Origin of the sequence: Synechococcus sp. BDU 130192, assembly GCF_963876085.1 — a bacterium.
Taxonomy (GTDB): domain Bacteria; phylum Cyanobacteriota; class Cyanobacteriia; order Cyanobacteriales; family MRBY01; genus MRBY01.
This window is the reverse complement of sequence record NZ_CAWNNO010000024.1, coordinates 1-12247: the sequence shown is the minus strand read 5'-3', so window position 1 is coordinate 12247 and position 12247 is coordinate 1. Positions and strand designations below refer to the sequence as shown.

The window sequence follows — 12247 nt, the reverse complement described above, 5'->3', positions numbered from 1 at the left end:
CCATCAAGCTTAACAGAAAAATCAACCCAAAACTCGCCACAAAACTCGGTAATGCCAGGGGCAAAATAATTTGTCCCAACACCCGTAGATCCGGCACCAGGAGCCGCGCCGCCTCAATTGCTTCCCGACCCACCGCCGCCAAACCCAACCAACCCAAACCCACCGCCAAGGGCAAAAACGCCATCACTTCCACCCAACCGCAACTCCACCATCCCTGAAGGGGGATTGTCCCAAAACCGAGGCTGCGTAAACCCCCATTCAACCCCAGACCCAACGCTGACCAGCCGAAGGAGTGGATATAGCTCGGCACAAATAGGAGCGGCAACAACCCCCACCGCCAGCGCCAAGCCCAGGCCGTCTGCCACAGGTAACAGGCAATCAGACCCCCCAATACCGTGCTCACCGTCCCTACGGCGATCGCCAATTGCAGACTATTTCCTAAGAGTTGCCAGCGTCGCCCCATCGGCACCAATAGGGATAACCAGGCACCATTCCCTTGGCTTAGTTCAACGATCACACTGGCCATTAAACTCAACAGCGGCCCAAAGACCACCACCAGAAACCCCACCAACCCCAGGGTTCTCCATGGATTTAATCTGTGGCGATCGCCTTTCATTAGCGAATAAAAATTTCACTCAGGTCTTGCTTTGAAGGCTCCAACTGATCATAAATTGCCTCCAAATCCACCGTCATTCCTTGGATATTTTCCCCTGTCAAGCAACCGGATACTGCCGCCCCTGGATATAACGGTAATTGGCTACCCCCCACGGCCATCAACCGTTGTTCCGTTTCTGGACTGATGAGGAAATCAACCAGCACTTTCCCTGGTTCCGGATTCGGCCCCCCCGCCACCACGGCCACTGTTCCCGTTAAGACAAAAGTCCCCATTTCCCCAGGCCCTTGATCCGGAAACACCAGGGCCACCGATTCCCCCTTTTCCACGGCACTACAAGCATCATCCGTATCTGTCAGACCAATACTCACCTGGCCATCGACCACCAGATCCCGCACCACCGAGTTACCATCCACAACTTGGACATTTTTCCGTTGCAGATCAGTAAAGAACGCCCGGGCTGGCTCTGGCCCCCAAACTGCATAGAGGGCTGCTGCATGGGTTGCTGTGGTGCCGAAAAAAGGATAGGCGATCGCCATTTCTGACCCAGGCCATCGATCACTGGTGAGATCGCTTAAAGACTGGGGCGCTTCATCTAGGGTCAAACGATCCGTATTGATCAGCAAGCCCCTTGCCCGTCCTCCCATTCCAGTCCAATAGCCTTCGGGATCTCGATATTGGGACGGCAGATCCGCAGCAATGGGCGACTCATAGGCCCCTAAAACCCCCGCCCTTTGCAACAGCAATGTTTGGGCGAATTCCCCACTCCAAAACACATCCGCCTGGGGGCGCTCTTTTTCCCGCAAGAGACGCTGGGCTAAACCCGTGGTTTTTGTTGCCTCCACGTCATAGACGGGCAACACATCAATCCCCGTTGCCGCTGTAAATTCCGTCAAAATTGGTTCCGCATAGGTACGGTCTACGGAAACATAAACGACAACTTTTCGTTGCTGATGTTCTGGTTGACAAGCAGTAGTGGCCACAGTAAGAAGTAGAGCAAAAGCGAATATCCGACAAGATGCTTTAACCGACATGAGCACTTCACTGAAGGAATAAAACTTACAGCCTTCTAGTAGTTTTACGCTAACATCACACTCCATTTCCTCAATCAAGCCAGAAATAAATCTAAATCTTAGGGAAGCTCCATGGCTAAACGATATCAAATAAGCAATGAATCAAGTATCACAGCTATTTTCGGGGAATTTCCTAATTAAAAGTCAAGAATTATCAAGTTAAATTAATTTTTATTGATTCAAAAATTAGACATTTAAAGCATCAATTGATTTGTAGGCAATTCTGCTAGGAATCTCTTGGTACAATAGAATCGAAGGGGGCTTTCAGAGAAAAATAACCCTGCCAAATCCCCAACAAACATTCAATCAAGACTCCTTTAACGTTTTTTCTGGATAAGGTCTCCTTCTTCAATCCCAAATGTACATATTTGATTCTTAATGATCCAAGTGGAGGTCATCACTTCTGAGAATTAGGGAGAGAAAAAATGAACAGTCAATATGCTCTCAATTTAGGCTGGCGTCCTTTCTTTATAGGTTTTTTTATCGCCCTTCAAGGGGTAACCCTAGCTAGCGCTCATCCTACCCTGCCGCCTCGCAATGATGAGTTGCCTTTAACAAGCTCCTTGGCAGAGGAATTCCATCCGAACGCCTTAAATCATGAAGCCCGAAATTTGGGGCCAACCTATGTCATTGCTCAGTATCAGCAAGAAACAACACTTTTTGATAACAACAACATTTATGGTGTGCGCAATAGCCCCAGTAATCCCACACAATTTTATTTGTCCAATGCAACGCGCCTGACCTATTTCATGAACTATCACTGGAATAGGGGTCGCGGCCAAACCCCAGGGACGATGTGGCTGACCCATCAGGATGGCACAACCTATGGCCCCTGGCAGGCGACCACTCAATCAGGCCAAGGAGGCGTCCCCAATGCCTATTGGATCGTGCGGCCGAATGTCACCCTCAAGGCAGGCAATTATACCCTGGGTGATAGTCACCCCAGTAGCTGGGCGAATAACCAACAATCGGAATTCCGAGGGATGTCTGTGCTCAAAGGCGTGGCGATCAATCCTACGGCTGGCCAGCAAAATGGGAGTGGTAACAGTCCGGTGGATTGCAGCCATTTGCAAGGTATAGAACGTATTCTATGCGAACATGATCCCCATGGTGACCACAGCCGTTAACTGATTCAAGGTCGGAATCTCGCTGTTAAATTTGGTCGATTGAATCATGGCTTCTCCTCATTTTTGTATGCAATGTGGTGCTCCCCTAACCCCTGGCGATCGCTTTTGTGAGGTGTGTGGCAGTGCAACAATGCCAGCTTACCCAGCGGCCCCTCCCCCAAGACCCCAGGCCTCCCCACCTAATCGGTCAAACGGGAACTGGATTTTGGGTTTAGGGATTGTCGTACTCACTGGGCTAGGAATTTTCTTCCTGAAGGATCCGGCTCAGTTATTGAAATTTTGGGGGCAACCCAAAGCCAGTACACCCCAAACTCAACCCGCTACGGAGAATCCAACGACATCTCCCACGGCCCAGGCAGCAGTGACCCTCGATGATTTTGTGGGGGCTTGGATTCCGGCGGAAGGAGATCCTGGGGAAGACACGGATACCCTCATGCTCTATCGAGAAGGCGACAAGATCGTGGCGGATATTGAAGGCGATCGCCTCGAACTCTCCCGTCTTAATGGTCGGACATTATCGGGTTATTTGTGGAGTACCGATGGAGATGTACCCACGCCAGTCAATACCGAACTCAACGCAAATAAACAGCGCATCACCATTACGGTCAGCCCCCCGAATAGTGAGCCAATGGTTGCTGTCGTCCAACGGGTGCAGCCCGGTGCCAGCAACCCACCAACGGCCCCGACTACGACTTCCCCCAGCCCAGGCAGCACCGGGGCAGGAAAGACGGCTCCGAACAATACCGCCTCTGTGTTTGATCCCCCTTCTAATGTGCGCAGTTATCCCAACGGCCCCATTATTTGCACGGTGAAATCTCCCCAAACCATTTATCTCTATGGCAACCAAGGCGATTGGTTTTATACCGATGTCTGTGGCGATATGGGGATGATCCACTCTAGTCAAATTCGCCGACAACCTGGCGCCAGCAACCCACCTGTGGCCCCCATTGCCACCTCTCCGAGCCAAGCAATCACTGAGGCGATCGCCATTGAACGGGTGATGAATCTACCGGATGTTGCTGAATGGCAAGAACTGGTGCGTACCGCGGCCCCCCAAAATAGCACCCACATCGAGGTCGTCGAACAAACGCCCACTAATTATTTAGTGCATGCCTACGAAATTGTTAATCATCCTGGTGAACCCAGCCATACTGCCACCTACGGCTGGTACGAAGTGGATCGCCAAACGGGGATGGTCTTCGAGATGTTGCCCTAAAATTTATGTCGGGGGAGCATCCTGGATTGAGGTTTGGCTGAAATGTTCAAATAAGTCATAGGCGGCGGCCCGGTGGCGCCGGGGGATGGGAATACGCAGATTGTAAGTTTGCTCCCCCGCCTGGGAAGGGTAGCTCAGTTCAAAACAGAGGCATGGAGCTTGATTGGTTTGGGCAGGGCGAAGAGTAACTTGTTCTAGGTGCAGCCCAAATTCACCCCAATGGAAAAAGTTACCACGAAAATAAATGGCACTACTGGCGATCCACACCTCCCCAATGCGGTGGCGATCGCGTTGAAACCGCAGCCAAGGCAAACCATAGGCCAGCAGACTCACTAAAACAATCAGCCCAACCATCACGAGAAACACAATAAAACCTGCTTCGGGATCAAACAACCAAAAGCCGCCGCCGATAAGCAATGCCCAACACGCAACGATGAAGACTAAGGGCAATTTTTCGTCAATTTGTTCTTGACGTTCCCTATCGAGGTACTGGGCCCATTCTTGCGGTTCGTAGGTCCAGTGGGCCATGAGATTTGTCCCGGCAATTACCCGATCCAGAAGCACCGCATTGCGCCAAAATATCAAGAGCGTGACCAAAGCAGAGATGGCGAGAAACAGAGCGCCGAAAGTAATGGCAAAGCCCCCATCCATCCCATCAAGCTGAATCAGGGCGGGCAAAAACATTAAGGCGATCGCCCCAGCCAAAACAACACCAGCGCTGACTACTACGGGGTAGAGGGGATTGGGAATCGGTTGTGATTTCATCAGGCCGCCTATCAACCCAAAGAAGTTTTGTATTTTTGTAGACCAAAAGTTTTTTTGAATAAATTATTTTGGCCTGTAACTTAACCCCTGATGCTAATCCTATTCTACTGAAATCTACAGAATGTAGATAAGCTCAAGGGTTTAAGGGATCCAATCGTTGGATGGAGCAACGATGTTATCTACGCTTAAAAAGTTTGTATACTTGCCAGATTGTCAAGCTCTAACGCAGTAAAATTAACATTGCGTTACAATGTGGCCAAGGCGAAAATATCAATACCCCCTAAAAATCGAGAATCACGATCCTCGCTACGAGAATTGCAACTGACTCAATATTTACGGCGATCGCCTTTACTGATAGCTACTGGTTTACCGACTCATGTTTCCTAACCTCCTCAATGCCACCCAAGAATACTGGCGCAAGCTAGATGCCCTGGAAGCACGGTATCAACAGGGAGAAATTTCGCTACAAGAAGTTGATGCAGAAGTAGCCAGACTAATGCGAGAGTTAGGCGATGAGCGACGCCGCAGCCTACGTAGTTTTAAAAATATGCTGCAAGGGTGGTTTCGTGATCAAAAGGAATTCGTTTACGGATTACTCTTAGTTGTTGTTGTTGCCTATGGCTGGGCTATTTCAACGACACAATTATCCTAAAGCGAATCCCGAAGTCCAAAGCGATATTTTGGATCCCATAGATGGCATTTAAAATAGAGTTATGAGTGCCACAAACCATCGGTTGTCTAGATTGATTTTTCTATGCGGCTGTCTATACGTTTTAGCGAGTTGTCATCATAGATTGCCCCAGGAAAACGCGTACCCAAATTTAAAGCTCTCAGAAACAACCGAAACGTCTTCTAAGGAAATTATTAGGGGCCAAGCTGATTGGCAAACCCGTCTGCAAAAAATGGGTGCAAAAGCAGAAGATATTTACTACATCAAATTTTATAAAAATGCCGCTGGTCGAATGCATGGCAAAGTGACCAGAGATTATGGGGGCAGCGAGGTGGTTTTTGAACTGGGACTCATTTCCTGGGCACCAGAAACAGTACAGCTTGCAAGGCAAACCAAGCAGCAATTTGGTAATGTGATGGGGGCTCACTTTAACATCCATGGTCTACAAAAAAGGACATCCTTAGGAATCCAGAACTTTATGCAGATCCATCGTGGCTTTGCGCTCCATGCCCCTATCTGGGGAGAAGGCCCTCTGCAACATAACGGCTTCATTGATCCCAATGGCCATGGCTGTGTTCGCGTGACAGAACACCAACGTCTCTATGATTTAGCGAAAAGCCTAGAGGGCTATTTGGCCTATGGCCAGGGTCTACCTATTTTGGTCGATTATTCCGTCTTCATCGACACTGACGCGGTTGTACCGTCAACGATCCGATCTCTCCTACCCGCTAATCTGCCAACCTGGTGTGCAATTAATGTTTCCGCAGATGGAGGTCTAGGCCGCGTTCGAGTAGAACCGTCTACCGATTCTACAATTGTCCAAGAACTCACGCGAGATGCGAAGGTAAGGGTTGAGGAGAAGGTGATGGGTGAAAATGTCAATAATGTAACGGATTGGTATTTTGTTACCTTTACTCTCGGCGGCCCTCAGGCAGGTTATATTCATGCTTCACTGCTTGATTGCACCCGATAGAAGGACAGTTTTCTCAACACTGTATCTTGTGAGGGGGTTGCCATTGGAAATGAATTTATTTGAAGGTGCTGGTTAGGATACGGTTTATAAAACCAATGAGGCCAATGAGGGCGGCAGATTTGCTGTCTTATCTGAAAATTTACAACCATAGGGCAATTTGTTACCTTACCTAATGGCTTGATAAATATACGACTCTTTGGCGATCGCCCATGACTTCCCCCAGTAAACTGCCCTTACCTCCCGGAAAATTCGGTTTGCCTGTAATTGGCGAAACCATTGAATTTTTCACAGACCGTAATTTTCAAAAAAAGCGATTAGAGAAGTATGGTGACGTTTTCAAAACAAATATTTTTACCAAACCCACAGTGGTAATGGTTGGGGCAGAGGCCAATGAGGTGTTATTCCGCAACGAAAATAAATATGTCAAAGCAACCTGGCCAAAAAGTACCCGGATTCTCCTCGGTGCCGATTCCCTCGCTACCCAGGAAGGTGGTATTCATAGTTCCCGGCGGCGCATTATCTTTCAAGCATTTCAGCCCCGCGCCCTAGAAAGTTATATTCCTACTATCGAAAAAATTACCCAGCGTTATCTCACGGAATGGGAGCAAAAACAGGAATTTGCTTGGTACGACGAACTCCGCAAGTATACGTTTGATGTTGCTAGCACCTTATTTATCGGCAAAGATGGCGGTGCGGAAACGCCTTTAGCGAATCTATTTGAGGAATGGGTTAAAGGATTATTTTCCCTACCGATTAATCTTCCCTGGACGGCCTTCGGTAAGGCGATGAAGTGTCGGCGAAAACTGCTGCGTGAGTTAGAAATGATTATTGGCGGTCGCCTGAAAACCTACGATGCCAATGCAGAACCCACCGATGCCCTTGACCTACTGATTCGGGCGAAGGATGAAGACGGTAATTCCCTTTCCATCGATGAACTGAAGGATCAAATCTTGCTCCTATTGTTTGCTGGTCATGAAACCCTTACTTCGTCTCTGGTGTCTCTTGGATTATTGGTCGGCCAACACCGCGACGTTTTTGAAAAAATCCGTGCGGAACAAGATGCGTTGGACATTGGCGATGGGTTGGATATGGCGACGCTTCAACAGATGACCTATCTGGATCAAGTTTTCAAAGAAGTTTTACGACTTGTCCCCCCAGTGGGCGGTGGTTTCCGGGAAGTAATCAACACCTTCGAGTACAAAAATTTCCAAATTCCTCAAGGTTGGGCGGTTCAGTATCAAATTGCCCAAACCCATAAGGACGAAGCCCTATATCCTGACCACGAAAAATTTGACCCGGAGCGTTTTTCACCGGAACGTCTGGCAGATAAACAGAAAAAGTTTGGCTTTATTCCCTTCGGCGGCGGTATGCGGGAATGTATTGGCAAAGAATTTGCCCGTCTAGAAGCAAAAATTTTGGCATCTATGCTTGCCCGTGATTATGACTGGGAGTTATTACCTGACCAAGACCTATCGATGCAAGTGATTCCGACGCCATTGCCGAAAGATGGTTTACAGATACGCTTTTATCGACGGAAAGAATCTTCATCAACAACGGCATAGTGCTATTCCCAAGAGAAACGAACGACCAAGACATCATCCCCTAGAGCTAGGTAAACACAGTAGTAAAGCCCGTGTCCGGGGCATGGGTATTACTGTCTTTGGCATCTGGCGTGACTCAACAAGAAATCCTTCACAATTTCCCCCACCTAACAGAACAAGATATTCTTGCTTGTCTTAGCCCTGCTACTGACCGGGAACAAAGAACGATGACAATTGTGGTATGAACTTTTGCAAGATCTGACTAAGGCGATCGCCTCTTGATTTTTAATAACTTTGCTTACACCTTACGCTTTAGAAAGATACCAAAACAAAATAAGCTTATTTTATTGAAAAAAATTTAAAGTAGTTTAAATGATGACTTATCAGTCAATTGATGCCTAGAAACCCTCCTAGAACGCCATTGTCCTAAAAGCCTTTGGGAACAGAGACAATATCTCCGAATTACCTAAAAGCCAACAAACCGCTTAAAGTAAGATCTCTTTTATTGAAATAAATTCTTATTACTGATAAGCTGTAGATTGCTTTACAGTAACTTTGCAACTGATGGTAAGGAAAGCCCCATGAGTATGTCTGACCTTTGTCAGCAAGAGCGGCAAAATGAACAGGAAATCCTAAAAAAATGGTTGGTCTGCGGGTTGACAGGCTCTGTTGTCCTCCACGCAGGGGCTTTGTTCGGGTTGCGCTGGTTACCCCCGGTAGAAACGGTCTCTACGGAACAACCGCCCTTAGAATTTATCGTCACTGAAACGCCGCCTGTTGAAGAGCCGGAAGTCACGGAAGAAACACCTCCAGAACCCCTGGACACTCTGCCAACATCTGCGGCAACTCCGAGTGTGCCTGCTCCAAGTGCAGTGACCAATAGCCCTGTGCCAATCCCCAAGCCAACGGTAACGGCTGCGGCTCCTACAGTTCGTCCCCAGGAAGCACCGCCAGAACCCCAAGTTCAGGAAACGACCTCTGAGCCAGAACCCCAGGAATCTGCGTCCGAACCGGAATCTCAGGTGTCCGAGGATGCCCCTGCTCCCCTATCGTCTGAAAATTCAAACCCATTGCGGGGTCAACTACAGGCCGCCGCATCAGGAGCCGAGCGCAATGCCACCACAAAACCTGGGAGTACGGCAACCGGAGCGAACCGTTCTAAGCCAACAAGTCCTGGTGTTTCCTCCGCCCCCCTTAGTGCAGTCAATAATGCAGGTCTCCGTGGCAGCCTGCAGAACGAAAATCGCCAAGGTAATCCCAACACAAACAGTAGCGGTAGGCCCGGCAATCAAACAGCAGCCCAACGGTCTGCCCCAACTCGCCCAAGCAATAATCCCCCTGCGGCCCCCGTCGCTTCTGGAGCCGGTTGTTCTGCCCCCAGCCAACCGCAGTTTCCTGCTTCCCTTGCCTCTAGGGGAATTGAGGCGAGACCTGTGGTTGAGGTGATTACAGGTACAAATGGCAGTGTGGCCCAAGCAAGAATCCTACGTTCTAGTAATTACTCAGCCCTTGATCAGGCGGCCCTCTCCGCTGCCCGGGGCATTCGTTGTCCCAGTGGTGAACAGCGGCGGGTACGTTTAGCGATTAACTTTGCGCAACCGGGCACTGACTTTGAACGGGAGGCTAAACAGCGCCAAACGGAAGCAGAGGAGCAACGCCAAGCTGAACTGGAACGGCAGCGACAAGCCGAGGCCGAACGTCAACGCCAGGCGGAATTAGCGCGCCAACAACAAGAAAAACAGGAAAATCAAGCCCAAGAACAGCAAGCCGCTCAAGAACAACAGGCCGAAGCTGAACAACAACGTCAAGAACAGAATCAAGCAGCCCAAGAACAACAACGCCAGGCGGAAGCCGAGCAACAAAGACAGGCCGAGGCCGAACGACAGCAACAAGCAGAAGCGGAAAGGCAGAGACAGGCGGAAGCTGAGCGCCAACGTCAGGCAGAATTGGAGCGTCAAAGACAAGCTGAACAGGAAAGACAACGCCAGGCTGAGCTTGAGCGTCAGAGACAGGCCGAAGCTGAACGGCAGCGTCAACAGCAACAGGCGGTACCCACATCGGAAATGGGTGGTTAGGTCTGATTGGTTCGTATGTTTTGAGTCATTGCTTTATTTATTTGAATATTTGAAGATTGCAATTAGATTATGGTCATTTACAAAACATTTTTTTCTTTGGGTTTAGCGGCTTTAGGTACTCTCTCTACAGGGGCGATCGCCAATGCGGTGACTATCTCTTTACCGAATGGTGGCCAATGCGAGGGGGAACTGGTGGAAGGGCAACTCCAGGGCCAGGTCACTTGTGAATATGGCAATGGCGATCGCTATGAAGGCGAATTTGTCGCGGGGAAAAAAGAAGGGGAAGGGATCTATACTTTTGTGACGGATGGCCGCTATGAAGGGGAATTTTTCGGTGGACAGATCCAAGGTGAAGGTATCCGGGAATATGGCAACGGCGATCGCTACGAAGGCGAGTTTGCAGCAGGACAACCCCATGGCCAAGGCACTTTTACCATTACCGATGGCGGCAGCTACACAGGCGAATTTGTTGCCGGGGTACCCAGCGGTGAGGGGACTTTCACCTACCAAAATGGCGATCGCTGTACAGGTACAGTTGTAGAGGGAAATCTCACGGGGCCGGGTTCCTGTGAATATAGCAATGGCGATCGCTATGAAGGCGAGCTAAGAAACGATCTCCCAGATGGGGAAGGAACATTTACCTTTAGTGATGGCAGCCAGTACACCGGAGCAGTGGCCCTCGGCGCAATTACCGGCCAAGGGGTTTATACCCTCGCCAATGGCAATGAATATGCTGGCGAATTTGTGGGTGGTAACTTTGTGGGCCAAGGCACTTTTACTTACCAAAATGGCGATCGCTGTGAAGGGGAGTTTGCCGATAATCTGCTCAACGGCCAAGGGGTCTGTGAATATGCCGATGGCGATCGCTACGAAGGCAATTTTCAAAATGATCTTTACCAGGGGGCCGGTGTTTACATCTTCAGCGATGGCACGCGCATTGAAGGCACCTGGGATGAAGGGGAATTAGTTGAATAATATTCCTATTTCTGATTTTTTTTAAAGCTTGTCCTATGCCGTTTCGGTTGATTTTTCAATTGTTGTGACCCAAACCAATTTTTTTTCCGCTTTATTTTTACCCCGATCAATACGTCTCATGGGAGGTTTATTGATCAGCTTTGCCCTACTTCTGGTGAGTTTTTTAGCTAGTCTGAATTTTGGGGCGGCTGATATTTCTGTGGCAGAAATTTATGGGTCAATTTTTCAATTTGATGGGTCTACGGAACAGCTTGTGATTCGGACAGTCCGTTTACCGCGATCGCTCATTGCCTTGGTGGTCGGTTCGGCTCTGGCCGTTGCGGGGAGCCTGATGCAGGGGATTACCGGAAATCCTTTAGCTTCGCCGGCGATTTTGGGGGTAAATGCGGGGGCGGCCTTTGCGGTGGTGTTAGCGACATTAATCGGTGGGGGGGCTTCTCTGAATCTTTATGCGGGTTTTGCTTTATTAGGTGCGGGTTTAACGGCGGTTTTAGTCTATGGCTTTGCCTCCCTGAGTCGGGGTGGGGCTTCGCCGCTCAATTTGACCTTGGTGGGAGCCTCTTTTACCGCTTTTCTCGCGTCCATGACCAGCGGCATTTTAATCGTCAGTCAACAAACCCTAGATCAAATTCGTTTCTGGTTAGCGGGTTCGGTGGCCGGTCGAGATCTTGATTTGCTTCTCCAGGTTTTGCCCTATTTAGTGGTGGGTTTATTGCTTTCTTTGAGCCTCGGCAAACAAATCACCCTGCTCAGTTTGGGGCAGGATATGGCCCAGGGATTGGGACAAAATACCCTCGTGATTAAGATCTTGGCGGCGGTTTGTGTGCTGCTGTTGGCTGGGGGGAGTGTGGCGATCGCCGGGCCGATTGGCTTTGTGGGACTGATTGTGCCGCACATGACCCGATTTTTGGTGGGGACGGAATACCGCTGGATCTTGCCCTACGCAGCGGCAATGGGCGGAATTTTGCTGCTGTGGGCGGATATTCTGGCGCGGTTGCTCATTCAACCCCAGGAGTTACCCGTTGGTTTGGTGATGCCCCTCCTTGGTGCGCCGTTCTTTATTTACCTGATTCGCGCCAAGGTGAAACGATGAGCAAAACCCCCCTAACTTTTCGGCCTAATTTCTTACCCTTTTCGTTGCAGTTGGATCGACGGGTGCCCTTGGCGATCGCCTTTTTATTCATAAGTACCCTCGCGGCGATGATCATCAGCTTGGGGG

Annotated in this window: 11 protein-coding genes and 1 pseudogene; 9 read left to right on the top strand and 3 right to left on the bottom strand. The window is 49.5% G+C overall.

Annotated features, from left to right (window positions below; translation table 11 throughout):
• Together AACT35_RS08290 and AACT35_RS08285 are read right to left on the bottom strand one after the other, a co-directional pair.
• Positions 1 to 616, bottom strand: a pseudogene (locus AACT35_RS08290) (ABC transporter permease); the annotation flags it as partial.
• A complete protein-coding gene (locus tag AACT35_RS08285; protein ID WP_254048017.1) occupies positions 616 to 1596 on the bottom strand; it encodes an extracellular solute-binding protein in 981 nt (326 codons plus the stop codon). The gene AACT35_RS08285 and the pseudogene AACT35_RS08290, both read right to left, overlap by 1 nt.
• 515 nt (positions 1597 to 2111) lie before the next feature.
• On the opposite strand from AACT35_RS08285, the gene AACT35_RS08280 reads away from it, so the two are divergent.
• The gene (locus AACT35_RS08280) at positions 2112 to 2813 is read left to right on the top strand and encodes a hypothetical protein (RefSeq protein WP_099239383.1); all 702 of its coding nucleotides are present in this window, start codon (positions 2112 to 2114) and stop codon (positions 2811 to 2813) included.
• 46 nt (positions 2814 to 2859) lie between these two features.
• Entirely contained in the window at positions 2860 to 4029 is a 1170-nt protein-coding gene (locus AACT35_RS08275) for a zinc ribbon domain-containing protein (RefSeq protein ID WP_254048016.1), read from the top strand.
• 3 nt (positions 4030 to 4032) lie between these two features.
• Here the strand turns inward: AACT35_RS08275 and AACT35_RS08270 are convergent, their stop codons facing one another.
• A complete protein-coding gene (locus AACT35_RS08270; RefSeq protein ID WP_099239381.1) occupies positions 4033 to 4794 on the bottom strand; it encodes a hypothetical protein in 762 nt (253 codons plus the stop codon).
• Between the two features lie 376 nt (positions 4795 to 5170).
• On the opposite strand from AACT35_RS08270, the gene AACT35_RS08265 reads away from it, so the two are divergent.
• The 7 genes from AACT35_RS08265 to AACT35_RS08235 all read left to right on the top strand — a co-directional run bounded on the left by AACT35_RS08265 (position 5171) and on the right by AACT35_RS08235 (position 12121).
• Complete coding sequence (locus AACT35_RS08265; RefSeq protein WP_099239379.1) at positions 5171 to 5446, top strand: hypothetical protein; 276 nt, start codon at positions 5171 to 5173, stop codon at positions 5444 to 5446.
• A gap of 61 nt (positions 5447 to 5507) precedes the next feature.
• Positions 5508 to 6437, top strand: a complete 930-nt coding sequence (locus tag AACT35_RS08260; RefSeq protein WP_339374604.1) for an SH3 domain-containing protein — start codon at positions 5508 to 5510, stop codon at positions 6435 to 6437.
• A gap of 209 nt (positions 6438 to 6646) precedes the next feature.
• The gene (locus AACT35_RS08255) at positions 6647 to 7999 is read left to right on the top strand and encodes a cytochrome P450 (protein WP_099239377.1); all 1353 of its coding nucleotides are present in this window, start codon (positions 6647 to 6649) and stop codon (positions 7997 to 7999) included.
• Positions 8000 to 8070: 71 nt separating this feature from the next.
• Positions 8071 to 8223, top strand: coding sequence for a DUF433 domain-containing protein (locus tag AACT35_RS08250; protein WP_339374603.1), 153 nt, complete (start codon positions 8071 to 8073; stop codon positions 8221 to 8223).
• Positions 8224 to 8559: 336 nt separating this feature from the next.
• Positions 8560 to 10053 carry an energy transducer TonB gene (locus AACT35_RS08245; protein ID WP_254048014.1) on the top strand — a complete coding sequence of 498 codons (1494 nt, stop codon included), beginning with the start codon at positions 8560 to 8562 and terminating at the stop codon, positions 10051 to 10053.
• A 69-nt stretch (positions 10054 to 10122) separates the two neighbouring features.
• A complete protein-coding gene (locus AACT35_RS08240; protein WP_099239373.1) occupies positions 10123 to 11028 on the top strand; it encodes an MORN repeat-containing protein in 906 nt (301 codons plus the stop codon).
• A gap of 118 nt (positions 11029 to 11146) precedes the next feature.
• On the top strand, positions 11147 to 12121 hold the full coding sequence (locus tag AACT35_RS08235; protein ID WP_099239371.1) for a FecCD family ABC transporter permease: 975 nt from the start codon (positions 11147 to 11149) through the stop codon (positions 12119 to 12121).
• Positions 12122 to 12247 lie beyond the last annotated feature (126 nt).